The organism is Bacillus salipaludis (assembly GCF_004358205.1).
On record NZ_SMYO01000005.1, the window covers coordinates 371,524 to 396,305 of the forward strand.

Sequence of the window (24,782 nt, forward strand, 5' to 3'; positions counted from 1 at the left end):
TCAAAAAAGCTGTGCGACTTTGCACAGCTTTTTTGAATCCTAATTAGCTTTTGTTAATTGCATAAATAGTTTATTTACTTCACGTGCTGTTTCCGGTCCGGCGGCTTTGGCTATTTCTTTTACTAATGCAGCGCGTTCACGGTCATCAAAAATATTAATATTTTTTCCTCGTAAGTATTCAGCGATTTTTTTCGCTTGGGTTCGGTTTACCGAAATATTAAATTGCATGGCATACTTTAATAATTCTTCGGCAGTAATGGTATTAATTTTATGATTAATGATGTTTTCAAATATCCTCACCTTCATCACTCCTCTGTGCTAATGTATGAAAAAGGAGGAAGAATGTGACTCATCCTAAAGAATTTTATGGGCGTATTTTGAATTACTTTACAACTGGGAAGACCTATTGTATACTACATGATATTAAATCGGAATGATTCTTAAAATTAAAGGTGAGAGTTCAGCATATGCAATCAATCATTGAAATTAAGCATCTTTTTTATCGTTATGAAAAAGATACGGTCCTTGAGGACATTAATCTTTCAGTTCCAGACGGCTCTTTTTTAGCGATTGTCGGACCAAACGGTTCAGGAAAGTCAACGCTTTTAAAGCTAATCCTAGGTCTTTTGAAACCGCAAAAAGGCGATATTTATTTATTCAACCAAGAGCTAAGTAAATTTAAAGATTGGCAAAAAATTGGTTATGTCTCCCAAAAGGCCAATTCTTTTAATACCGGATTCCCGGCAACTGTATTCGAAGTCGTCTCGAGCGGCCTAACAAAAAAAATAGGGATGTTCCGGTTCTTTAAGAAAGAACATTCACAAAGGGTAATGGAGGCACTCGAGGCAGTCGGAATGGATAAATTCAGCAGGCGGAATATTGGTGAGCTTTCAGGTGGTCAACAGCAGAGAGTATTCATAGCACGTGCACTTGTCAGCGAACCGAAGCTCTTAATCCTAGATGAACCGACGGTCGGAGTAGACGCACAAAATGTAAATTCGTTTTATCAAATGCTGGGAAATTTAAATCACAAGAGGGGAATTACCCTTTTACTGGTGACCCATGATATTGGCACGATATCAGAAAAGGTAACACAAGTCGCCTGCCTAAATAAACATATGCATTTTCACGGGGATACAGAGGAATTTGAGAGGTATAGAACAGAAGGTATCTCGGATTTCTATGGGCATGGTGTTCACATGCTATCCCATCAACATGATCATGGAGGCGAGTCAGATTGATTCAAGGAATTTTTCATTATGAATTTTTACAAAATGCCTTTTTAACCGGAATCATGATTGGCTTCCTCGCTCCTTTATTAGGTGTATTCATTGTTGTAAGAAGACTTTCCTTAATTGCCGATGCCTTAAGCCATGTTACGCTGGCAGGAATTGCAGCAAGTCTTTTAATCGAAAAATACTTCACGGTGATGGCGGGGTTAAATCCACTTTATTTGGGGATGGCCTTTTCAGTGGGCGGCTCCTTATTTATTGAAAAGCTAAGAGGAGTTTATAAACATTACCAAGAATTAGCGATTCCGATTATCCTTTCAAGCGGGATTGGACTTGGAGTTATCTTTATTTCACTTGCCAATGGATTCAACACTGATTTATTTAGTTATTTGTTTGGCAGTGTATCGGCGGTTAGCCGTACTGATTTATGGGTTATTTTTATTATTTGTCTTTTAGTCGTTCTTGCAATTATTTTATTGTATAAAGAATTGTTTTTATTATCATTTGATGAAGAGCATGCCAAGGCATCTGGAATTGCAGCCAAAAGTATTCATTTTATTTTTATCGTAATGGTCGCACTTGTCATAGCGGCTTCGATGCGGATTGTCGGAATTCTATTGGTTTCCTCGTTAATGACTTTACCTGTTGCTGCAAGTATCCGAATTGCCAAGGGGTTTAAACAGACTATTTTCTTTTCAGTGCTCTTTGGGGAAATCGCTGTAATGGGAGGACTCTTTACTGCTTATTATTTAGATTTGGCACCAGGTGGAACGATTGTCATGATTGCAGTTCTTATTTTAATTTTTTCCATTCTTTCTAAAAAAATGACCGTTCATAAACAGGTGCAATAGAGGTGAAACACGTGAACGTTAATGATGCAATACAATATTTAAAAGAAAAGGGTTTTAAGCACACAGGGAAAAGGGAAGAAATGCTGCAGCTATTTGCGGATAGTGATAAATATTTAACGGCTAAGGATGTGTTAGACCGATTAAAAGAAGGGTATCCTGGATTGAGTTTTGATACCATCTACCGCAATCTTTCTTTATTTGTAAAAATGGGAATCCTGGAAATGACTGAATTGTCGGGGGAAAAGCATTTTCGTTTTACCTGCTCCCATCATAGCCACCACCATCATTTTATTTGCCTTGACTGCGGAAAGACAAAAGAGATTGAAACTTGTCCCATGAATGAGTTAAGTGAGGATTTAATCGGGTATGATATATCGGGCCATAAATTTGAGATTTACGGAAGATGCCCGGACTGTATCCAATAAAGATAATAAAAAAACAGTTTGTTTAAATAAGCTGTTAGGCTGTCGAAAATCTTTCGATAGCCTTTTATTTTATTTGTTACTTTAATAATTCACAGCGTTAATTTATTCTAATTTTAGAGTTTTGTCGTGCAACAAGTTTGTTGATTTCCCCTCCAGGACCTCCCCGTGGAAAGCGAGTGACCGGAGCGGAAATCAACAGGCCCTTTTGCAGGGACAATCAATAAATTTGACAAAGTAAAAAATTGAAAATACCCTTTCTGTAAAAAAAACAGCTTGTCATTGATCTGCCCCCCCTAAGTTGGATTATTAGTCCAACCTAAGGGGGTCACTTCATCATAACAAGATGTTTTTTTTGTAATTAAACGGTTAGTATCGCTTTTTTTTCTTCATGATTTGTTTTTAACCAATGTTCAACCCATTTAAATGCTTCAAACCAATTGTTGACACGGACCACCCCAGATGGAATTGGATCTTGGTTATAGGGGGTATTAAATAAAATAACCGGGATATGACATTCTTCATGTATCATTACAGCATTATCGTGCTTATCCTCAAAAAATATGTCAACCCGATGTTTTTTTACCGTCTCAACTTTATCATGTGATCCAATTAAATCAATGTTATGGTAGGTTAACCCTTTTTTTCTGAACCAATTTTTTGTATTTTCTAGTAAATGTGGGCCGCGGGCGCTGATGAAATATAGTTGATGTTGATCCTTCCACATATTTAGAATATCGTCAGCACCGTCTGAAAGAGGTGACTCCTCATAGATCTTTGGCTCGTTTTCACTAAACCATTTTGAAAATTCCTCTTCCGGAACATTTACAAAGGGAGTCAAATCGTATTGGTTTATATCGGAAAGGTGAAGATTTAACCCAAAGTCTTTATTTATAAAGGGTAAAAGCGCTGAAGGACTTGTTACCGTTCCATCAATGTCAATGCCAAATTTTTTTTTCATTGCCGTCACCTACATTGCTAATTAGTATCTTATTTTATTGTACCAAAGAGAGTTATTACACTAAAGCTAAATATTTTTGAAGTTCTTGAAGAAAAACCCTATTGCAGACAAACATTAACAAACTAAAAAGAAAAAGAAAACAAATACTAATAAGGCTCCTATAACTGAAAGTGAGGGATCAAGATGGCAGACCAAGAGAGAGACACTGGGGTGCGTGAAAATACCGAAAGTGCATACATTGGACAAGACATCCCAAATAACCCTTCAGACTATAGGGAAGAAACGGCAGCAGAAATTGCTGCACCTATACCTGTTGCTAGGCGGAGGGAACATGATGATATTAGAGGCCGGGCAGAGGCTGGAACGGGTACTGGTTATGTTGCATTAGCACTATCGATTTTATCTCTGTTTGTATTGCCGATTCTTTTTGGTGCAGCAGGTATTGTGTTAGGATTCATTGCTAGAGGCAGAGGTGCAACTGGTCTCGGTGCATGGGCAATCGGGATTGGTGTCGTATCGATTATCATCGGTATTTTTATCCTCCCATTCTTTTAACCAATAACCTGCAATAGGGGCAATTGATACGAAAAAACCCGGTAGTTTTTAATTAACTACCGGGTTTTTTCTTATCTCGTCACTTTTTCTTCTGCAGCTTTTTTCCTGAAATATTCCTCTGCGACTTGGTCTATTTCTTTTTTCAATTCTTCGACCATTTGGTCTTCTGGAACTTTACGGACAATTTCTCCTTTTCTAAATAACAGGCCTTCACCGCGGGCACCTGCAATCCCAATATCAGCTTCCCGTGCCTCACCAGGACCATTGACAGCACATCCCAGCACAGAAACCTTGATAGGGGCCTTAATGTTCTGAATGTATTCTTCCACTTCATTAGCAATACTAATTAAGTCGATTTCAATCCGTCCACATGTAGGACATGAAATGAGTGTTGCGGCATTGGAGGAAAGTCCAAATACCTTTAAAAGTTCTCTTGCTACTTTGACTTCTTCAACAGGGTCCGCACTTAAAGATACTCGAAGTGTGTTTCCAATCCCTTTGTTGATGATTGCTCCTAATCCAGCTGCACTTTTCACTGTTCCGGAAAAGAGTGTCCCCGATTCTGTAATCCCCAAATGTAGTGGATAATCAAAAGCACGAGCAGCTTTTTCATATGCTTCAATTGCAAGATTGACATCAGATGCTTTCATGGAAACAATGATGTCGTGGAAATCGAGATCTTCAAGAATTTTGATATGATGGAGGGCGCTTTCGACCATTCCATCAGCAGTTGGATAGCCGTATTTTTCAATGATTCGCTTTTCAAGAGAGCCGGCGTTTACACCGATACGGATTGGAATCCCGCGTTCTTTTGCCGCTTTTACAACAGCTTCAACTTTTTCTCGTTTTCCAATATTACCAGGATTGATACGGATTTTATCTGCTCCGCCTTCAATCGCCTTTAATGCCAATTTATAATCAAAATGGATGTCAACTACAAGTGGAATATTAATTCTTTTTTTAATTTCAGATATAGCATTGGCAGCACGCTCATCCGGACAAGCTACCCTGACAATTTGACATCCGGCTTCCTCTAGTCGCTTGATTTCGGCTACTGTAGCCTCGACATCATGTGTTTTAGTGGTTGTCATACTTTGTATAATGATTTCATTGTTTCCGCCAATCGTTAAATTACCAACTTTAATTGGCCGGGTTTTCGTACGATGTATAATTTCACTCACGTGGAATTCGCTCCTTTAAATTGGAATTCGAATAAAAGGTAAATAATAATCAAATCAATTTATTTTATCAGTCATTTACTAATCTTGACAAGACAAACGGTTTTATCCCGATTACTTAGATTAATCAGAACTTGATTAATTTGAATAATCAGGAAATTGATAAGTGGCCCCAACTTGAATTTTTTCGGGTGAATATCCAGGATTTAAAAGTTTGAAATCCTTTACTAAATCGGTAATCGACACGGGCAGGGGCTTCTTTAATTGATGTTCAACAATGGATATCACCGTTTCACCTGGTTCAACGGTTGCTTCAAAAGAAGGAATAGCTGATTTTTTTTGTGAATTAGGTTCGACCTTTGCCTCGACTGTTTGGATTGAATCGCTTGGCAGCGTACCGACCGTTAAGTCAATGTATATAACATATATAATCAAAGCAGTAAGCACTAGACCAAATAATTTCTTCATATGTACAGACCTCCAAAAGGAAAGTTTGTACATTTTTATGCTTGTCCACTTTTAAATAGACCAAAAAACACACCAAAAATGGTGTGTTTAGTCGATTTTTTTCGGTTTTGGTATTTCATTGATTGCTAAATATAACACAATGATGATGACAAACCAGTTAATTAAAAAGCTGTTTGGTACAGAGGTCTTTAATGCAGCCATAATGGTGAAGAATAGGGTCGGTAATGTTTCACTATAAGCAGCCATTCTCCATAAATGACGGTAATTTAATTTTCTTCCTAGAAGGTTTTTTAATGCTAATCCAATAAAGGCTAAAACGGAAACCTCAATAAAACTTGCCGCACTTGAAAATAAATAAATTAAAAGAGCAGCGATCGGAATAATGATCGTTTTCATATCGTCTAAAGCTTGAATGAAGTCCATTAAATCATTTTGAGCTATGTGTAATCCTTGAAGCATTGAATAAGGATAGGTTTGGACCTCTCCACCGGAGGCTAATACAAACTCGTCCTTTAATAAGGCAAAGGCATTTTCCTCATCGGCAACATCCTTTTCAGAGACAGCTCCTGTCGGATCAAGCATGATGGAGAATTGATTTTTATTGATGGTAATGGGAACTTTCGTATCTGCTTCAAGTTTGCCGTTCTTAATTTCAAATGAAGGAATTTCATCTTTAATAACAGTCCTTGCCGTGTCAATACCGTTTGCAAGGGAAGTACTTAAATAATATACAGACGGGAGAATAGAAATGAAAGTAAGGAAAAATACATATAAAATTGTTTTTCCAATACCCTGAAACCGAAATAGAGCTATATCCTTAGGGGAATATAAACTTTTATAAAATTGTTTAAAAATATTCATAATGACCACCTTTATATTGATTCACCATTCTATTGTAGCCGCTTAAAGCGTTATATACAAGAATGATCAAAGTTAACAAAGGTAAATTGAAAATTCCTCGCTTAATTAATTCCGCAAATTTCATTTTTACAATTCTGGCAGTCAACTTCTTGTTTCAGGTAACTTAATTTTTTGATAATGAATTTTTGCTGATCATAGGAAATGATTTCTTTCTCTCTCAAATCTTTTAATAATCGTTGAATGACTTCCCGTGTTCCAAATGTTAAATTGGCTAGCTCCTGATGGGTTATGGGGATGTCGATGAGAATTCCATCAGGAGTTGCAACCCCGTAGGAATTGCTAAGACGAATTAAAATTGAATATAAACCGCCCCTTTTTCCATTCATAATTAAATCCATGCATTTTATTTGGGCCTTGATATAACTGATGCTCAACCAAGCGAAGAGAGCATTCATGGCATCTGGATCTAAGGAAACAAATTCTTCAAATTGCTCCTTTTTAATCATGATTAGTTCACAGTCTGTGTGTGTTTTTGCGTTAAATTGGTAATAGGGGTTTTTAGAAAAAAGCTGATACTCTACCAGAATTTCATGATGACTTAAAATTTTTAGTGTAAAGTCCTTGCCGATTTCATGAACCCTCCCAATAGCGATACTTCCTTTAACTATTAAGTATATATAGTTTACAAGCTCCTTTTCTTGAAATAGAATCGTGCCAGCTTTAACTTGTTGAATGGGCTCATTTATAGAAAAAAAATTATGTAATAACTGATAGATCATCATATTTGATTTTTGCATATTCTCCACTCCTCAATTTGATTTAAATGCGGAAAGGGTATCCTGTCAATAAGTGGTTTTTCATTAATTAGAGACAGGTTTTTCTCATTTAGCTCTAAATGTTGATAGAACAACCTTTTGAAATCATGACAACTTTTTGAAAAATTCCAGGGATAGCAATATGTTTTTTTATTTACCTTTTTGATGAATAAAAACTGATATTCAGGGGATTGTATCTTTGTGGTATTAGCGCAGGCATTTCATTTGAAACCGGCTGATATATTTGGTAATCTTAAGGAGAAAAGCTTTAGAAATATTCTAATATCATTATGATTTTAGTTTACTAAGGCCCAAAATAAAAACGTATACATAGGAGGATGTAACATGGCATTCGAATTACCACAATTACCTTATGCAGAAGATGCACTTGAGCCACACATCGACAAAGAAACAATGAACATTCACCACACTAGACACCACAATACGTATGTAACAAACTTAAACAACGCTTTAGCAGGAAATGAAGAGTTATTATCTAAGTCTGTTGAAGAAGTAATCTCTAACTTAGATGCAGTTCCTGAAGCTGCACGTACTGCTGTACGTAACAATGGCGGCGGACATGCTAACCACTCTTTATTCTGGACAATTCTTTCTCCAAACGGCGGCGGTGCACCATCTGGCGAATTAGCTGATGCCATCAACAGCAAATTTGGCAGCCTTGAAGCTTTCAAAGAAGAATTTGCTAAAGCAGCAACTACTCGTTTCGGTTCCGGCTGGGCTTGGTTGGCTGTAAATAACGGAGAATTAGAAGTTACTAGCACTCCTAACCAAGACTCTCCATTAATGGAAGGTAAAACTCCAATTCTTGGTCTTGATGTTTGGGAGCATGCTTACTACTTAAAATATCAAAACAAGCGCCCTGACTACATCGGTGCATTCTGGAATGTAGTAAACTGGGATGAAGTAGCGAAGCGTTACAGCGCAGCGAAATAATTATGTATTGAAAAGGACAGCTAACTTTTAGCTGTCTTTTTTAATGGAATTGTTTGCAGAAAGGTGAATAAGAAAATCTTGCTTGTTAAAGACTACCCTTATGAAAAAGGGGAGTTTTTATGGCAAAAAAATTTAAGTTTTTGGGTGAAGTAGAACTAACAAAGGATCTCACATTATTGCTATTAATTGGTGGATTATATTCCCTAAGCGTTGCTCTTTCCAACACATTTGTGAACATTTACTTATGGAAACAAACAGGACAATATTCTGATTTGGCATTGTACAACCTATCCATTGTTGTTCTTCAGCCATTGACCTTTATTTTAGCCGGAAAATGGGCGAAGAAAATTGACCGAGTCATTGTTCTTAGAATTGGTGTAATCTTTCTGACATTCTTTTACGTAACTGTTTTAGTAGCCGGGAAACATGCATCAACCTATCTTCTGCTTTTAGGAAGCCTTTTGGGGATTGGCTACGGGTTTTATTGGCTCGCCTATAATGTTTTAACATTTGAAATAACCGAGCCGGAAACTCGAGATTTCTTTAACGGTTTTTTAGGGATTTTATCATCGGCAGGAGGTATGATTGGTCCTCTAGCAGCAGGGATTATCATCACACGATTTGAGAAATTTGCTGGTTATTCCATTGTCTTTGGCTTATCACTTAGTTTATTTGCTCTCGCTGTTTTCTTAAGCTTTTCTTTAAAACGCAGGCCAGCGCATGGAAAGTATTGTTTTACGAGAATTTTGGCGGAAAGAAAACAAAATGAAAATTGGCGTCTCGTAACGAATGCTCATTTTTTTCAGGGCTTAAGAGAAGGGACGTTTTTGTTTGTCATTTCTGTATTCGTGTACATTTCAACAGGCAGTGAAATGGCCTTAGGAACTTATGGCCTCCTTAATTCCGGTATTTCCTTTATTGCCTATTACTTTGCCTCAAGGTTAATTAAAAAAAGAGCCAGAAAAAAAGCGATTCTCATTGGCGGCATCCTTCTTTATTTAGCGATCTTGTTAATTGTTTGGGATGTGAATTTCGTTAAATTGTTAATTTATGCAGCCACCATTGCGATTGCTTACCCACTTTTGCTGGTACCATACATTTCAACTACATATGATGTCATTGGTACAGGGTGGAAAGCAGCTGAAATGAGGATTGAATATATTGTTGTTCGGGAAATTTTCTTGAATGTTGGCAGGGTTGTTTCGATTTTATTATTCTTAGTCGCCATTACTTGGTTTAATGAGAAAAACAGTATCCCGATCCTCCTATTAATATTAGGGGCGGGACATACATGTATTTATTGGTTTATCAAACGAGTTCAAATACCTACTGCCTAAAGCGATGAGAAGAAATTTACTCATCGTTTTTTCCATTTTTTATAAAGAATATGTGACTTTAGTCGATTGTTGTAAATTGGTAAGGGTTGATAATAGTAAAAGTGAGCTTTTTCTTATAGAATAAAGAATGTTATGTTGAGCAATAAGGAAGTGAGAATCGATTTTGAATCAAAAAAAGAAAAAGAAGAAGACACATGTTCCCTTTCGGTTAAATATGTTATTCTTTGTTGTGTTTTTACTTTTTTCTATACTTATCCTGCGTCTTGGTGTAGTCCAAATTGTCTATGGGGATGATTTTAAACGGGAAATTCAGCGGACGGAAGATATTACAGTCAATAATCCTGTCCCCCGCGGTAAAATGTTTGATCGAAATGGGAAGGTTATTGTTGATAACAAGCCATTAAATGCGATCACCTATACGAAATATCAAAATACAAACCAAGAAGAAATGATCCAAACAGCTGAAAAGCTGGCTAGATTAATTAAAGTGGATACGTCTAAAATTCGTGACCGTGATAAGAAGGATTTTTGGATGATCAAGAATCCAGAAAAGGCGAAAGAAAAAATAACAAAAAAAGAATGGACATTATTTGAACAGAAAAAATTGGATGATAAGGATCTTTATCAATTACAACTTCAAAGAATTACTGACAAAGACCTTAGTAGTTTTTCTCAGGAGGACCTAAAAACATTAGCGATTTATCGGCAATTTAACAGCGGCTATGCTTTAACTCCGCAAATCGTGAAAAATAAAAAGGTGTCAGACAAAGAGTTTGCGGTCGTAAGTGAGAATTTGGAGAATCTGCCTGGTGTAGATACGACAACCGATTGGGATCGCAAATATCCATTTGGGAAAACGTTAAGAACGGTCTTAGGCAATGTCACTTCTTCTGAGGAAGGTATTCCAAAGGAACAGATTGAGGAGTATCTTGCCCGGGATTACAGCCGAAACGACCGAGTGGGAAAGAGTTATATTGAAGCGGAATATGAAGATGTACTTCATGGTCAAAAGGCTAAAGTGAAAAACCAGACTGATAAATCTGGAAATGTTTTATCTACAGAGCTTCTTTCGCAAGGTAAACGCGGCAAAGACCTCGTTTTAACCATCGACATGGATTTGCAGCTAAAGGTTGAAAAAATTATTGAAGAAGAACTATGGAAAGCAAAAGCTTATCCAAGAACCGGATTATTAGACCGTGCCTTTGTTGTTTTAATGGACCCTCATACTGGTGAAGTGTTAACCATGGCTGGTAAGCAAATTGCCCGCAATGATAAAACCGGTAGATTGGAAATGAGGGACTTTGCCCTGGGAAATATAACAACCTCTTATAATGTTGGTTCTGCAGTTAAGGGTGCTACAGTTTTAACAGGATATAAAACAGGTGCAATTCATCCAGGGTCAATGCAATTGGATGAACCGTTAAGAATTGCCAGCACGCCAATTAAAGCTTCATGGAAAACCTTTGGGTGGATTAATGATTTACAAGCACTTCAAGTTTCTTCCAACGTCTATATGTGGAAAACTGTTATTGCCATGGCTGGGGGACATTATGCTCCCGGGCAGCCGTTGCCATTGGACTTAACAAAAGTTAATACAATTCGGCAATCCTTTAATCAATTTGGCTTAGGATCTATGACGGGTATCGATCTCCCTAATGAAAGCGCAGGGTTTAAGGGGATTGTAAGACAGCCAGGTAACCTTCTTGACCTTGCAATTGGTCAGTTTGATACGTATACCACTATGCAGCTTGCTCAGTATATCTCTACTATTGCTAATGGTGGGTACCGCGTACAGCCGCATCTTGTAAAGGAAATACGTGAACCAATTATGGAAAAAAATCAATTGGGGCCGATTGTTCAAGAAATTCAACCGAAAATATTAAATCGGATAGATGAAAAGGATTCGTGGATTAATCGTGTAAAAGAAGGATTTAGAATGGTCATGCAGACAACAGGAGGTACAGCTTACAGTTATTTTAAAGGTGCTGATTACAGTCCTGCAGGGAAAACTGGAACGGCTCAAGCATTTTACGATGGACCTGACCGTCAGAAATTTGGGAAAATCCCTCCTGAGGTGATGAACTTAAGTCTTGTGAGTTTTGCGCCATCTAATAACCCTGAGGTCGCTATGGCTGTTTTAGTTCCATGGGTTTATCAAGGAAATAGCGGACCAAGTGTAAACAACTATATTGGCCGCCGAGTATTAGATGCTTATTTTGATTTAAAGAAGGAACGGGCAAAGAAAAGTCAAAAAGCGCTATCGGCTGATAAAAATAATGGTTAATAAAAACCTTGTCTCATTTAATTTGAGGCAAGGTTTTTTTGCTTTTTACACATTGATAAAAGTAAAAAAATCGACATGGATTTACAAAAGGTTTACATTCCCTTAAAACACAGTTAACAGTCAGGTATTATCATGAAACATGTAAGCAAAACAAAAAACCACCAAATTTCTTAGGGGGAATTACAGAAAATGAAAAGCTTTAAAAAAATTAGTCTTGCAACAATTTTAGCAGCTTTAATGGTAGTGATGGCTGCCTGTGGAAGCACAACATCCAAGGAAACAAAAGAATCTGCAAAGAATGATCAGTCGAATACAAAAGAACTTTCCGGTTCATTAGTTATCTCCGGTTCAACTGCATTACAGCCATTAGCGTCTGCGGCGGCTGAAGAATTTATGAACAAAAACTCAAAAGTAAGCATCCAAGTAAACGGCGGTGGATCCGGTACTGGTCTATCACAAGTTGCCCAAGGTGCGGTCCAAATTGGTAACTCTGACCTTTTCGCTGAAGAAAAAGGTGTCGATGCAAGCCAATTAGTTGACCATCAAGTTGCTGTAGTTGGTATTACTGCTGCAGTAAACTCTAAAGTTGGTATTAAAGATATTAAAAAAGCTGACCTTATCAAAGTTTTCACTGGTAAAATTACAAACTGGAAAGAGCTTGGCGGAGCAGACCAAAAAATTACGCTTGTAAACCGTCCTGATTCTTCAGGTACACGTGCAGTATTCAATAAGTTAGCATTAGATGGAGCTACTCCTGCTGAAGGCGTTACAGAAGATGCATCAAATACAGTTAAAAAGATTATTAACGAAACTCCAGGTGCAATTGGATACCTTGCATTCTCATATTTAACTGACAACACAGTAACAGCTCTTTCAATCGATGGTGTAGAACCAACTACAGAAAATGTAACAACTGGTAAGTTCCCAGTTTGGGCTTATGAGCATGCTTATACAAAAGGTGAGCCAAACGAAGTAGCAAAAGCATTCCTTGACTACATGATGAGCGATGAAGTTCAAACTAATATTGTAACTAAACAAGGCTATATTCCTGTAACATCAATGAAAGTAGAACGTGATGCAAAAGGGAATGTTACGAATAAGTAATCAAAACAAAGAAAAATGGGGTACCCAGTAATTGGGTACGCCATTTTTCTTGTAATCAATTATTTTTTAATGGGAGGGTTGTTTACATCAACATGAAAGGGTAATGAGTTTATTCCTTTTTCTTTACCATAGAACAGCTCTTGAATTTTTTGATTAGCCTCTTCTGCCTCTGAGTTTACAGATGCTGAACTCCGAGCACCATAGTCTTTAAATCCTTCATTCATTTCTCGATTTGCTTCCTCTGCTTCATTTTCAAATAGACGATCTTTCCTCACTGTAATTCCTCCTTTTTTCCATAGTTATATCTTCTCTGCTTCGGGATATATTATTAATTTTTTATACTCACTACCAACGTATGGATTATTGTTATTTGTTAAAAACTATTTCTGTTCCATTTCATCCGAATTGTAAACTTATGTAAATGTTTTTACAAAAAATTAATATTACTTTACGTAGCGTTTACACAGAATTCAAATGCAGTTAACACTTCACCGTTACTATGTAATATGTAAGGCAGACAAGTAATCAAAATCCTTAGGGGGAATGAATAAATGAAAAGCATAAAAAAGTTTAGCCTTGTAACAATTTTAGCAGCTTTAATGGTAGTAATGGCTGCCTGTGGAGGCGGAACAAATAAAGATCAATCAAAGAATAATGACGGAGCTAACACAAAAGAACTTTCTGGTTCTTTAGTAATTTCCGGTTCGACAGCATTGCAGCCTTTAGCGTCTGCAGCGGCTGAGGAATTTATGAACAAAAATTCAAAAGTAAGCATCCAAGTAAATGGCGGTGGGTCTGGTACAGGTCTATCACAGGTTGCACAGGGTGCGGTTCAAATTGGTAACTCTGACCTTTTTGCTGAAGAAAAAGGAATGGATGCAAGTCAGTTAGTTGACCATAAAGTCGCTGTAGTTGGAATTACAGCTGCAGTAAACCCTAAAGTCGGAATCAAAGATATTAAAAAAGCGGATCTTATCAAAGTTTTCACTGGTAAAATCACTAACTGGAAAGAACTTGGCGGTGCAGACCAAAAAATTACGCTTGTAAACCGTCCGGATTCTTCAGGTACTCGTGCAGTATTCAATAAATTGGCTTTAGATGGTGCAACTCCTGCTGAAGGAATTACAGAAGATGCTTCAAATACAGTTAAAAAGATTATTAATGAAACTCCAGGCGCAATTGGATATCTTGCTTTCTCATATTTAACTGATGATACAGTAACAGCTCTTTCAATCGATGGAGTAGCACCAACTACTGAAAATGTAACAACTGGTAAATTCCCAGTTTGGGCTTATGAGCATGCATATACAAAAGGTGAGCCAACTGGAGCAGCAAAAGCGTTCTTAGATTACATGATGAGCGATGAAGTTCAAACGAATATCGTAACTAAACAAGGTTATATTCCTGTAACACAAATGAAAGTAGAACGTGATGCAAAAGGGAATGTTTCGAACAAGTAATTGAAATACTAAATGAAAAGGGTGTGTCATCAAAAGTAAACCTTTTGGTGCACACCTTTTTTAGTTACATTTTCATATACCGATCATGAAATACATTGAGGAAAATTAATCATCTTTACAAAAACTTAATATTACTTTACCTATCCTTTACATTGAATTCAAATTAGATTAACACTTTGACGTTAATATGTAACAAGTAAGGCAAACAGTAAATGTATCAGGGGGTACCCTGTTAAAACGTAAGATAGGGGTGTTTTACTTTTATATGGAAAAAGTGATTCCAGCAAAAGATAGATTATTAAAATCACAAAAGAATTGGATGAACGGGGAAGTAAGAGGAAAGATCATTGTTTTTATATGTGCGATTATCATGATATCAGCAACGATTGCGATTACAATTTTTCTAGGGCAAAAAGGATTGCAATCTTTTATCAAAGATGGTGTAAATCTTTTTGATTTCGTAACCGGTAAGATTTGGAATCCTACCGACCCAGCAAAGCCGCTGTACGGAGCACTTCCATTTATTTTGGGATCTTTCGCAGTAACGTTTCTTTCGGCACTTATTGCTGCACCATTAGGAATTGGCGGAGCCATTTTTATGACTGAAATTGCGCCATCTTGGGGAAGAAAAATACTACAACCCGTAATAGAACTTTTAGTAGGTATTCCTTCTGTTGTTTATGGATTCATTGGACTTACAGTATTGGTACCATTTATAAGAGGACATGTTGGTGGACTCGGGTTTAGTTTGCTTTCAGGAATGATTGTGCTTTCGATTATGATCTTACCGACTGTAACAACAATTGCTACAGATGCTATGAGTTCTCTTCCGAATAATCTTCGAGAAGGATCATATGCGCTAGGTGCAACTCGTTGGCAAACCATTCGAAAAGTGTTAATTCCGGCAGCCTTGCCAAATTTATTGACAGCAGTTGTTCTAGGGATGTCTAGAGCATTTGGAGAAGCGTTAGCCGTACAAATGGTTATTGGAAATGTGAAAACCATGCCTCACAGTCTTTTAGATGCATCAGCCACATTAACAACGATTATTACTTTAAATATGGGCAACACGACGTTTGGAAGCCCTGAAAATAATGTTTTATGGTCTTTGGGGTTAATTTTATTAATAATGTCATTCGCTTTTATTCTTTTGATTCGCTACCTTTCATCTAGGAGGAAGATTTAATGAATTCGAGAGTAGCCGATCGGATCGCAACAGGTGTTTTTGTTCTGATTGCCGTCATTATCATTGCAGTTTTAGTGGGTTTATTTGGTTTTATTTTATTTCACGGTTTGCAGCATGTTTCTTTCAAGTTTCTAACCACCCCATCAAGTAATATGATGGCTGGCGGAGGAATTCGCGATCAATTATTTAATTCATTTTATGTCCTGTTTATTACGATGTTGATTACTATTCCTCTAGGCGTTGGCGGCGGGATTTATATGGCTGAATACGCTAAACCGGGGAAAGTGACAAATTTTATTCGCTCTTGTATCGAGGTTTTGGCTTCCATGCCTTCGATTGTAATTGGGATGTTCGGTCTATTAATGTTTGTTACCTTAACAGGTTGGGGCTACACCATTTTAGGGGGAGCACTTGCACTTACTGTTTTTAACTTACCTGTAATGGTAAGGGTTAGTGAAGATGCGATTCGTACGGTTCCACGGGAGTTAAAGGAAGCGAGCCTTGCACTTGGAATCACTCATTGGCATACGATTAAGACGGTTTTATTGCCAAGTGCCTTTCCGGTTATTTTGACGGGTGCAATCCTTGCTTCAGGTCGTGTCTTTGGTGAGGCAGCAGCTTTATTGTTCACAGCTGGATTATCAACACCAAGATTAGATTATACGGATTGGAATCCTTTTTCTGATGTGTCACCATTGAATATCTTCCGTCCTGCTGAAACTTTGGCAGTTCATATTTGGTCGGTTAATACCCAAGGGTTAATTCCGGATGTTAAAGACGTTTCAAACGGTTCAGCAGCTGTTTTAGTACTTTCTGTTTTAATTTTCAACCTGCTTGCCAGATGGATTGGCAGTCTAATTCATAAAAAGATTACTGCTACTAAATAAAGAAAAAGGTGAGATTGGATGGTTACAGCCATGAAAGAAAGAGAAACAGTAGAAACTGCAGCAAACCTAGAAGAGTATATTACTCCAATACCAAAAGAAAACATACTAAAGGTAGATAATCTTGAAATTTTTTACGGTGAAAAACGTGCAGTGAACGGTATTTCAATGGATATTGAAAAAAACTCCGTTACAGCACTAATAGGTCCTTCAGGGTGCGGAAAGTCTACATTTTTACGCAGTATTAATAGAATGAATGACCTTATCCCAGGAGCGCGGGCAGAAGGGGAAATTAATTATGAAGGTCTCAATATTTTATCGGATCAAATCAATGTAGTTGCATTGAGAAAAGAAATTGGAATGGTTTTTCAAAAGCCAAATCCATTTCCAAAATCAATCTACGAAAATATTACCCATGCACTAAAGTTTAGTGGAATAAGAAAGAAAAGTCAGCTCGACGAGATCGTAGAGGAGAGCCTACAAAAAGCAGCTCTATGGGATGAAGTGAAAGACAGACTTCACAAATCAGCTCTTTCTCTTTCAGGTGGGCAGCAGCAGCGTCTTTGCATTGCACGGACGATTGCCATGAAACCAACGGTTATGCTTTTGGACGAACCTTCTTCTGCGCTTGACCCAATCTCGAATGCAAAGGTAGAGGACTTGATTGTTGAATTGAAAAAAGATTACTCCATAATCATTGTAACCCATAATATGCAGCAGGCATCACGGATTTCCGATAAAACAGCCTTCTTTTTAAATGGTGACTTAATCGAGTACGATGCAACAGAAAAGATATTTACAAATCCTTCAGTACAAAAGACAGAGGAATATATTTCAGGAAGGTTTGGCTAAGGAGGATATTATGACTTCAATAACAGTTCACAGACAAGCTTTTCAAATAAATGATTTAAACTTGTGGTACGGAGATCACCACGCACTCAAGAGTATAAACTTTCCAATTAACAAAAAAGAAGTAACGGCGATTATTGGTCCTTCAGGATGCGGGAAATCAACGTTTATTAAAACCTTAAACTTAATGATTAACTATGTACCAAATGTAAAAATGACTGGGGAAATTAATTATAATGACCAAAATATCTTAAATGAAAAAACGGACCTTGTAGACCTGAGAAAAAATGTTGGTATGGTTTTTCAAAAAGGTAATGTTTTTCCTCAATCGATTTTTGATAACGTAGCATATGGACCTAGAATCCATGGAGTTAAACGAAAAGTCCATTTGGAGGAAATTGTCACAAAGGCATTAATAGATGTAGCGTTATGGGATGAAGTAAAGGACCGTCTACATGCACCGGCACTAGGTCTTTCCGGTGGACAGCAGCAAAGATTGTGCATTGCAAGGGCACTGGCAACTAAACCGGATGTTCTACTTATGGATGAGCCTACTTCCGCTCTTGATCCAATTTCCACCTTGAAAATTGAGGAATTAATCCTAGAATTGAAAGAAAAATATACCATTGTTATTGTAACACACAATATGCAGCAGGCATCCAGAGTATCAGATAAGACTGCCTTCTTTTTAATGGGAGAGTTAATTGAGTTAGACGAGACAGCTAAAATATTCTCGCAGCCTTCAGACCAACGTACTGAGGATTATATTTCAGGAAGATTCGGATGATAGAGGTGATAAAATGAGTACAAGATCGAATTTCGACAATCAATTAAATGAGTTAAAAAAATTAGTATTGGATATGGCAAAAAAGTCGGAAATTGCCATTAAGGATGCAATGGATGCCCTCATCCAACAAGATCTTGAAAAGGCTAAAGAGATTATAAATGCAGATAATATTATTGATGATTTAGAGCAAGACATTAATAATAAAGCAATCATTCTTATAGCGAAAGAATCACCAGTAGCAACAGACCTCAGAAGAATTATTGCAGCCTTAAAAATTTCTTCAGAGGTGGAGCGTATAGGTGATTTAGCCGTAAATATTGCAAAATCCTCACTTCATATTGGGCAGGAAAAGCACGTTAAAGAAATCATCGATATTCCGAACATGATGAATCTGGCACTAGAAATGTTGTCTGAAGCCTTATCAGCCTTTTATACTGAGGATATAACACTTGCACAAAGCTGTGCAGAGAAAGATGATATAGTAGATGAAATGTACGGGAATTTGGTCCACGAATTAATGGGCTATATTCCCAAAAATCCGAATGCAACCAATCAGATTACTCAATTAGCATATGTCTGCCGCTACATTGAAAGAATTGCTGATCATTCCACCAATATTTCAGAAAATGTTATCTTTTTAGTAACAGGAAACCGTTATAATTTGAATGCTTAAAAATCAATGTAAACACCCAAGGATGAGGCCATAAAACGCCTCATCTTTTTTATTTTCACTTAAAAAAATGTCGTAACCATTCATTCGGATATGAGGAAAATGTCGATTTCTTATTGATAGAAGGTGTTTGTTCTCAAAAATAAATTTTTTCCAAGTCATAATTAACTATGTCATAAGGAATAGCAAGATACGACAAAATGTGTTTATTGTGCCTTTTACGTTCAAGTGATACGATAAAATTATAAAAAATATGAATAATTTGGAATTTTAAGCATAAAATGATTGTTTACCATTAGGAGGGCATTATGATTGATGAAATAATAAAACTACGAGAGGAAGGATTATCGTTTAGAAAAATCGCCTCAGAACTAGACACAACGGTAGGAAGAGTCCAATATCGCTGGAATAAATGGATCAATAGGAATGAAAGAAATACGAACGATGAACCGGATATACAAAACAATAAGGAAAACCAATCCTCTGCAAGCGGGTCTCCTTCGGCCTTTGTTCCCGTAAAGGGGGAGTTGACAGCAAGGCTTGTCACACCACAGAAAATGATCCTATTCTGGGAAGTTTCCGAATTACCTCGAAATGTTATTCAACTATTCTTTGATCAGCCATTTGATGATTTCATATCCGTTGTTCGGATTTACGATGTAACTGACATGACCTTTAATGGCAGAAATGCACATCATTTCTATGAGATAGCCGTACCTTACCAAAATGGTCATTGGTATGTAAAGGGGTTACTTTCTAATCGTCATTATATTGCTGAACTTGGTGTCAAACTCGGAGCGGGCTTTTTTCCAATTATTCGATCCAATACCATTCAAACTCCATCAATGGAGACGGTAAGTGGATATCAAATAAGTGATAACCTAAACCAGTTTCAAAAAATAGAGACACAAACTCCAAAATGGATTGACCATGTAAGCACCTATACTTACTATGCACAAACAGAAAACATGGAGGAGAACAATGGATAATACAAAATACTCGCTCACTGATATGGAGCGGATATCTCAGATTCATCGCCCATTAAACATTTTGATGTTAAGTTGGGAGTACCCTCCGCATGTAGTGGGTGGGCTTTCAAGGCATGTATATGGATTATCTGTTCATCTTGCCGAATTGGGTCATGAGGTTCATGTTGTCTCATTGCTAAGAAATGACTTGCCTTCTTATGAAAAAATAAATGATGTTCATATACATCGCGTTAAGCCATTGAACGAACAGGATGAGGATTTTCTATCCTGGATCGGCGGACTTAACTTGGCGATGGCGTATAAAGTGGCAAAATTGGCTGATGAATATAGCTTCAGTATGATTCATGCTCATGATTGGCTCGTAGGGACCGCAGCCATTGCCTTAAAGGATTCGTTATCCATTCCATTACTAGCTACCATTCATGCTACAGAATATGGAAGGAATAATGGGATTTATACTGAAATGCAGAAGTTTATTCATAGCAAAGAGCAGCAGCTTGTATCAGCGGCTCACCAAGTTATTGTATGCAGCGAATATATGGTTGAGGAAGTGACCTCTATTTTTGATGCAGCTGCTGAAAAATTAGCCATTATTCCAAATGGGGTTGATTTGTTAACCAATAGCGAAGAATCAGTTGATTTTCCCCATAATCTCCAAGATAAAAAATATATCTTTTCAATGGGAAGAATGGTGAAGGAAAAAGGATTCGAAACGATAATCGAGGCGGCAGCCATTGCAAAGGAGCTAAAGCTTGAATACACCTTTGTAATTGCCGGAAAAGGCCCGATGCTGGATACCTATCGTAAGCTGATTCAAGAAAAACATTTGGAAGACAAGATCACGTTTATTGGCTTTATATCCGAGCAGGAGCGAAATACTTTCATACAAAATTGTGAAATGGTCGTTGTTCCAAGCTTGTATGAACCTTTTGGAATTGTTGCACTTGAATCAATGGTTCTTGGAAAGCCGACAATTGTTTCAAAAACAGGCGGATTAAAAGGGATTGTGAAACATTTGCAAACGGGGTTGCTAATGACTCCTGGAGATGCCAAAAGCTTATTGGAACAAATTTTATTTATTTACAAAAATCCTAAAAAGGCAGCGGAGATGGCTAAAGAGGGTCAGCTGGTGATGAAAAGCTTATATAGCTGGAAACGCGTTGCAATGGAGACAAGCAGATTAATCGAAGATCTATTATTAATCCAATTAGTGGATGAAACAGAATGCTAAGTAAATACCCTATTTAGGGCAAAAAGGTGGTGTTAATCCGATGAGCCTAATGGAGCCGTTAAAGATTGTTCCAACCTCCCTTAATCATTTCGTTATCGAGCAGCTGCAGTTAATTCCGGGAATATGGGTAAATGGTAAAGTTTATTGGATGCAAAATTGTACAGAAAAAGTAATTTACGATGAAGAATTGGTAATTAAGCTAAAACTTGAGCATATCCATTCAAAAATTTCCTTCGCAAAAATCTACATTAGTAATCACAGCATAGCAACAAAAGAAATCAAAGTTTTAGTTATGCATCATAATCCGAATTTAACGGGGGAGAATTTTACGTTTATCTCTCCGGTGGAGAATCGTATTTTTCATCTTACCAATGAAAAGCTAATCCTCGTAAATGGTAAATACAATGGTTCTGACATGAAAGAATGTACTGTTCATCCGTCATGGAATATCTTTACTGATAAACTATGGAGTAATTTAAATAAAGGCAGCTTAGTGTACCAGCCTATGGCAAAGGGTCCGGCTGCAAGTGTTTTTACGATGAAAATGTCAATAGGGCCTCGTGATACCAATAAAATCAGTACTTGGGCAATCAATGGGAGCAATAAAAATGAGCTTATTTCTATGGAATGTGCACTTTTAAAAAACACACTAGCATTTCCTTTCGAAAAATGATATTATAGAAAAGTCGTATGAACGAACTAGCTTAATGGTTTGGAGGGAAATCAACATGCGTGTAAATATTACGCTAGCTTGCACTGAGTGTGGAGACCGTAACTATATTTCAACAAAAAATAAACGTAATAACCCAGATCGTCTTGAGCTTAAGAAATATTGCCCAAGAGAAAAACGTACAACCGCACACCGCGAAACAAAATAAGCAGTAGGAGCTTCCTGCTGCTTTTTTTGTTGTCCTAAAATAAGGAGGAATCCGATAATGATCGATAAAAGATCCTTTCGAAAACAAATGATGGATAGATTATCACAAGTTTCGAGGCCTATTTATGAAGACCTCTCTTATAAAATTGCCAATCGGATGTTTGATGAACAAGATTGGAAAAATGCACGCGTTATTGGAATTACCATTTCTAAAGTACCTGAGGTAGATACATATCAAATTATCAGAAAAGCTTGGGAATTGGGAAAACAAGTGGTTGTCCCTAAGTGCCTGCCTAAAGAAAAATTGCTATCTTTCCGAATCTTGACTGAATTCTCGCAGCTTGAATCCGTATATTATGGTTTATTTGAACCAAAAGAGGAACTTACCAAAGAGGTTGAACCTGGCTTAATTGATTTATTAATTGTACCGGGTTTAGCTTATACAAAAGAAGGATATCGAATAGGTTTTGGTGGAGGGTATTATGATCGATTCTTATCAAATTATAGCGGTAAGACAACATCGCTTGCTTTTGATATGCAAGTAGTTCCCGAGTTTAGCATTGAGGAACATGATTTACCGGTTTCAAAGATTATTACGAACCATGAGGTTATTATTATAAAATGATGGAAAAATGGATCATTATTGCTATCATTATCTTTGCCGGAATTCTCGCCTACCTTGTTAAAGCACTTACGAAATCGGGGGCTCTAGCAGCTATAATTGTAGGGGCTGCAGTCATGCTCGGTTTTGGTTTAAATGGTCTTTTTCTCCTTGGGACTTTTTTTGTTTCTTCAAGTTTATGGTCTGAGTATAAAAGCTCTGTGAAGAAAACCATTGAAGAAAAATTAGCAAAAGGAGCAACAAGGGACTGGAGGCAGGTTGCTGCTAATGGTGGTGCTGCAGCTCTTTTCAGTCTAATTAACTTCCTTCAACCTAACATCATTTGGCTGCTTGCTTTTGCTGTTTCACTTGCAAGTGCTAATTCGGATACATGGGCATCGGAAATCGGATCATTAAGTAAAAAAAATCCGCTTTTTATCCGAACATTTAGGCCAGTGGAAAGAGGGACCTCGGGTGCAATCAGTTTTTTGGGTACTAGTGCTGCATTGGCAGGGGCGTTGTTAATTGCTCTTTTAACATTATGGCTATTTCATTTACATATTTTTCTTGCCTTCCTTATTTTTCTATTCGGTTTTTTGGGTAATTTGATTGATACGTTATTTGGGGCTTTTTATCAACAATTATACAAGTGCAGTCAGTGCGGGATTGAGACGGAAAGACGAATTCATTGTCAAAAGGAAACCTTACGGATAAAAGGTATTAACTATATTGATAATGACATGGTAAACTTTTTATCGGGTTTAATTGCAGCATTATTGGCATTGGGTATAGTGCTTTTAGTAGTATGAAAACTATTTTTTAAAGGTGGGTTTGAAATGGTCAATCGAGTGAATCGGGTTGCGCTTATTGGAACAGGTTTTGTTGGTTCAAGTTATGCTTTTGCTCTTTTAAATCAAGGGATAACAGAAGAGCTTGTCCTGATTGATTTAAATAAGGAAAAAGCTGAGGGTGATGCCATGGATTTAAATCACGGTCTGCCTTTCGCCCCTTCCCATACAAAAATTTGGTATGGAAGCTATAAAGATTGTGATCAAGCTGATCTTGTAGTCATAACCGCTGGGGCTAATCAAAAGCCCGGTGAAACAAGACTGGATCTTGTTGAAAAAAACACAAGGATTTTTAAAGGCATTGTCCAAGAGATTATGTCTTGCGGTTTTGATGGGATTATTCTTGTAGCAACAAATCCTGTAGATATCTTAACTTATGCTGTTTGGAAATTCTCCGGTCTTCCGAAAGAAAGGGTTATCGGTTCAGGCACAATTCTCGATACGGCCAGATTCCGGTATTTATTAGGCGATTATTTTAGTGTGGATGCCCGTAACGTACACGCTTATATCATTGGAGAACATGGTGATACGGAATTACCTGTCTGGAGTCATGCTGATATCGCGGGTATCTCCATTTCAGAATGGACAAAAAATAAAGAAGGCTACACAAAAGATGACCTTAATCAAATCTTTTTAAATGTTAGGGATGCTGCCTACCAGATCATCGAACGAAAAGGAGCAACCTTTTACGGAATTGCTATGGGACTTGTAAGGTTAACCAAAGCGATATTACAAAATGAAAATTCTGTCTTAACCGTTTCGACGTATCTCGATGGGGAATATGGGCATAGAGATCTATATATCGGGGTTCCTGCAGTGGTTAACCGTAATGGTATTCGAGAAGTTGTAGAGTTGGATTTAAGTGAGGAAGAAAGAAATAAATTTGCAAATTCAGTCGCTGTTTTAAAGAAAACAATGGGGCCGGTGTTAAAAAATATTTAACCTATAAGGTTTGAGTTCCTCCATTGATTTTGTCCCATTATTATTGGTAACAATGGATAAAACTTATATCTATTACACAGAATAGTTGTAGGAGGGATCTATTATGTCTCGTGCTATTACATCTATTTTTTTAATTGGTTCCATCGGGTATTTTGGATTTCGTTACCGATATCGGCTTATTAATTTGCTGCTGGCATCCGGCTGGCTACGCCGCCTTGCGGTAGGTTCCATTATGAGTTTCCCAGGAGTAAAAAATAAAATGCTGCAAACTGTTTTTGGAGGACCATCTGAAAGGTGAAAACCGCAGATGGTTTTTTTTATTCTGTAGAAACCATAATAAAATTGCCGGAATGAGGACATTTAGTCATGGATTTGAATGGATTTCGGTTATAATGAAACCATCCAATAATTATTCATTCTATATAGCTATTACTTA

The 24,782-nt window shown here is 37.3% G+C and carries 29 protein-coding genes; 22 read left to right on the forward strand and 7 right to left on the reverse strand.

Annotated elements, in window-relative coordinates; translation table 11 throughout:
• Window positions 1-39: 39 nt before the first annotated feature.
• Window positions 40-300: a DUF2624 domain-containing protein gene (locus E2K98_RS12445; RefSeq protein ID WP_133334526.1), complete on the reverse strand. Its 261-nt coding sequence runs from the start codon at window positions 298-300 to the stop codon at window positions 40-42.
• Between the two features lie 167 nt (window positions 301-467).
• On the opposite strand from E2K98_RS12445, the gene E2K98_RS12450 reads away from it, so the two are divergent.
• Genes E2K98_RS12450 through E2K98_RS12460 form a run of 3 tightly spaced genes read left to right on the forward strand, consistent with a single transcriptional unit; the run spans window position 468 to window position 2,508 of the window.
• Window positions 468-1,241: a metal ABC transporter ATP-binding protein gene (locus E2K98_RS12450; RefSeq protein WP_133334527.1), complete on the forward strand. Its 774-nt coding sequence runs from the start codon at window positions 468-470 to the stop codon at window positions 1,239-1,241.
• A complete protein-coding gene (locus E2K98_RS12455; protein WP_026572435.1) occupies window positions 1,238-2,083 on the forward strand; it encodes a metal ABC transporter permease in 846 nt (281 codons plus the stop codon). Before E2K98_RS12450 ends, E2K98_RS12455 begins: the two co-directional genes overlap by 4 nt.
• Before the next feature lie 11 nt (window positions 2,084-2,094).
• Window positions 2,095-2,508 carry a Fur family transcriptional regulator gene (locus E2K98_RS12460; protein WP_133334528.1) on the forward strand — a complete coding sequence of 138 codons (414 nt, stop codon included), beginning with the start codon at window positions 2,095-2,097 and terminating at the stop codon, window positions 2,506-2,508.
• Window positions 2,509-2,866: 358 nt separating this feature from the next.
• Here the strand turns inward: E2K98_RS12460 and E2K98_RS12465 are convergent, their stop codons facing one another.
• Window positions 2,867-3,466, reverse strand: a complete 600-nt coding sequence (locus tag E2K98_RS12465) for a hypothetical protein (RefSeq protein ID WP_133334529.1) — start codon at window positions 3,464-3,466, stop codon at window positions 2,867-2,869.
• Window positions 3,467-3,649: 183 nt separating this feature from the next.
• Here E2K98_RS12465 and E2K98_RS12470 point away from each other — a divergent pair, with 183 nt between their 5' ends.
• A complete protein-coding gene (locus E2K98_RS12470; protein WP_051590888.1) occupies window positions 3,650-4,021 on the forward strand; it encodes a hypothetical protein in 372 nt (123 codons plus the stop codon).
• Between the two features lie 71 nt (window positions 4,022-4,092).
• On the opposite strand, the gene ispG is transcribed toward E2K98_RS12470, so the two are convergent.
• The 4 genes from ispG to E2K98_RS12490 all read right to left on the reverse strand — a co-directional run bounded on the left by ispG (window position 4,093) and on the right by E2K98_RS12490 (window position 7,325).
• Complete coding sequence (ispG, locus tag E2K98_RS12475) at window positions 4,093-5,193, reverse strand: flavodoxin-dependent (E)-4-hydroxy-3-methylbut-2-enyl-diphosphate synthase (protein WP_208025366.1); 1,101 nt, start codon at window positions 5,191-5,193, stop codon at window positions 4,093-4,095.
• Between the two features lie 144 nt (window positions 5,194-5,337).
• Window positions 5,338-5,667 (reverse strand): hypothetical protein, encoded by a 330-nt coding sequence (locus E2K98_RS12480; protein WP_133334531.1) that lies wholly within the window; start codon window positions 5,665-5,667, stop codon window positions 5,338-5,340.
• Window positions 5,668-5,754: 87 nt separating this feature from the next.
• A complete protein-coding gene (locus E2K98_RS12485; RefSeq protein ID WP_133334532.1) occupies window positions 5,755-6,528 on the reverse strand; it encodes a DUF1189 domain-containing protein in 774 nt (257 codons plus the stop codon).
• Between the two features lie 101 nt (window positions 6,529-6,629).
• Window positions 6,630-7,325 carry a Crp/Fnr family transcriptional regulator gene (locus E2K98_RS12490; RefSeq protein ID WP_133334533.1) on the reverse strand — a complete coding sequence of 232 codons (696 nt, stop codon included), beginning with the start codon at window positions 7,323-7,325 and terminating at the stop codon, window positions 6,630-6,632.
• A 363-nt stretch (window positions 7,326-7,688) separates the two neighbouring features.
• On the opposite strand from E2K98_RS12490, the gene E2K98_RS12495 reads away from it, so the two are divergent.
• The 4 genes from E2K98_RS12495 to E2K98_RS12510 all read left to right on the forward strand — a co-directional run bounded on the left by E2K98_RS12495 (window position 7,689) and on the right by E2K98_RS12510 (window position 13,022).
• A complete protein-coding gene (locus E2K98_RS12495) occupies window positions 7,689-8,297 on the forward strand; it encodes a superoxide dismutase (protein WP_133334534.1) in 609 nt (202 codons plus the stop codon).
• Window positions 8,298-8,416: 119 nt separating this feature from the next.
• Complete coding sequence (locus E2K98_RS12500; RefSeq protein WP_133334535.1) at window positions 8,417-9,634, forward strand: MFS transporter; 1,218 nt, start codon at window positions 8,417-8,419, stop codon at window positions 9,632-9,634.
• A 214-nt stretch (window positions 9,635-9,848) separates the two neighbouring features.
• The gene (locus tag E2K98_RS12505; RefSeq protein ID WP_133334723.1) at window positions 9,849-11,918 is read left to right on the forward strand and encodes a peptidoglycan D,D-transpeptidase FtsI family protein; all 2,070 of its coding nucleotides are present in this window, start codon (window positions 9,849-9,851) and stop codon (window positions 11,916-11,918) included.
• 189 nt (window positions 11,919-12,107) lie between these two features.
• The gene (locus tag E2K98_RS12510) at window positions 12,108-13,022 is read left to right on the forward strand and encodes a phosphate ABC transporter substrate-binding protein (protein ID WP_133334536.1); all 915 of its coding nucleotides are present in this window, start codon (window positions 12,108-12,110) and stop codon (window positions 13,020-13,022) included.
• Between the two features lie 59 nt (window positions 13,023-13,081).
• On the opposite strand, the gene E2K98_RS12515 is transcribed toward E2K98_RS12510, so the two are convergent.
• Window positions 13,082-13,297 carry a hypothetical protein gene (locus E2K98_RS12515; RefSeq protein ID WP_133334537.1) on the reverse strand — a complete coding sequence of 72 codons (216 nt, stop codon included), beginning with the start codon at window positions 13,295-13,297 and terminating at the stop codon, window positions 13,082-13,084.
• A gap of 276 nt (window positions 13,298-13,573) precedes the next feature.
• Between E2K98_RS12515 and E2K98_RS12520 the strand changes: the two genes are divergently transcribed.
• From E2K98_RS12520 to E2K98_RS12585, 14 genes are all read left to right on the forward strand, one after another.
• Window positions 13,574-14,482: a phosphate ABC transporter substrate-binding protein gene (locus tag E2K98_RS12520; protein WP_133334538.1), complete on the forward strand. Its 909-nt coding sequence runs from the start codon at window positions 13,574-13,576 to the stop codon at window positions 14,480-14,482.
• A 265-nt stretch (window positions 14,483-14,747) separates the two neighbouring features.
• The gene (gene pstC / locus E2K98_RS12525) at window positions 14,748-15,668 is read left to right on the forward strand and encodes a phosphate ABC transporter permease subunit PstC (RefSeq protein ID WP_133334539.1); all 921 of its coding nucleotides are present in this window, start codon (window positions 14,748-14,750) and stop codon (window positions 15,666-15,668) included.
• Window positions 15,668-16,555, forward strand: coding sequence for a phosphate ABC transporter permease PstA (gene pstA, locus E2K98_RS12530; RefSeq protein ID WP_133334540.1), 888 nt, complete (start codon window positions 15,668-15,670; stop codon window positions 16,553-16,555). Before pstC ends, pstA begins: the two co-directional genes overlap by 1 nt.
• 30 nt (window positions 16,556-16,585) lie before the next feature.
• A complete protein-coding gene (gene pstB, locus E2K98_RS12535; protein ID WP_133334725.1) occupies window positions 16,586-17,404 on the forward strand; it encodes a phosphate ABC transporter ATP-binding protein PstB in 819 nt (272 codons plus the stop codon).
• A 10-nt stretch (window positions 17,405-17,414) separates the two neighbouring features.
• Window positions 17,415-18,188, forward strand: a complete 774-nt coding sequence (pstB, locus tag E2K98_RS12540; RefSeq protein WP_133334541.1) for a phosphate ABC transporter ATP-binding protein PstB — start codon at window positions 17,415-17,417, stop codon at window positions 18,186-18,188.
• A gap of 13 nt (window positions 18,189-18,201) precedes the next feature.
• Window positions 18,202-18,861, forward strand: a complete 660-nt coding sequence (gene phoU, locus E2K98_RS12545) for a phosphate signaling complex protein PhoU (RefSeq protein WP_133334542.1) — start codon at window positions 18,202-18,204, stop codon at window positions 18,859-18,861.
• Window positions 18,862-19,166: 305 nt separating this feature from the next.
• A complete protein-coding gene (locus E2K98_RS12550) occupies window positions 19,167-19,847 on the forward strand; it encodes a DUF4912 domain-containing protein (protein WP_133334543.1) in 681 nt (226 codons plus the stop codon).
• Window positions 19,840-21,078: a glycosyltransferase family 4 protein gene (locus E2K98_RS12555; RefSeq protein WP_133334544.1), complete on the forward strand. Its 1,239-nt coding sequence runs from the start codon at window positions 19,840-19,842 to the stop codon at window positions 21,076-21,078. The genes E2K98_RS12550 and E2K98_RS12555 overlap by 8 nt, the downstream gene beginning before the upstream one ends.
• 40 nt (window positions 21,079-21,118) lie before the next feature.
• Window positions 21,119-21,751 carry a hypothetical protein gene (locus E2K98_RS12560; RefSeq protein WP_133334545.1) on the forward strand — a complete coding sequence of 211 codons (633 nt, stop codon included), beginning with the start codon at window positions 21,119-21,121 and terminating at the stop codon, window positions 21,749-21,751.
• A 55-nt stretch (window positions 21,752-21,806) separates the two neighbouring features.
• Window positions 21,807-21,956 (forward strand): 50S ribosomal protein L33, encoded by a 150-nt coding sequence (gene rpmG / locus E2K98_RS12565; RefSeq protein WP_015594975.1) that lies wholly within the window; start codon window positions 21,807-21,809, stop codon window positions 21,954-21,956.
• A gap of 57 nt (window positions 21,957-22,013) precedes the next feature.
• Window positions 22,014-22,580, forward strand: a complete 567-nt coding sequence (locus tag E2K98_RS12570; protein WP_208025361.1) for a 5-formyltetrahydrofolate cyclo-ligase — start codon at window positions 22,014-22,016, stop codon at window positions 22,578-22,580.
• On the forward strand, window positions 22,577-23,365 hold the full coding sequence (locus tag E2K98_RS12575; protein WP_133334547.1) for a DUF92 domain-containing protein: 789 nt from the start codon (window positions 22,577-22,579) through the stop codon (window positions 23,363-23,365). The genes E2K98_RS12570 and E2K98_RS12575 overlap by 4 nt, the downstream gene beginning before the upstream one ends.
• A 27-nt stretch (window positions 23,366-23,392) precedes the next feature.
• Complete coding sequence (locus tag E2K98_RS12580) at window positions 23,393-24,346, forward strand: L-lactate dehydrogenase (RefSeq protein ID WP_133334548.1); 954 nt, start codon at window positions 23,393-23,395, stop codon at window positions 24,344-24,346.
• A 103-nt stretch (window positions 24,347-24,449) separates the two neighbouring features.
• Window positions 24,450-24,644: a hypothetical protein gene (locus tag E2K98_RS12585; protein ID WP_133334549.1), complete on the forward strand. Its 195-nt coding sequence runs from the start codon at window positions 24,450-24,452 to the stop codon at window positions 24,642-24,644.
• Window positions 24,645-24,782 lie beyond the last annotated feature (138 nt).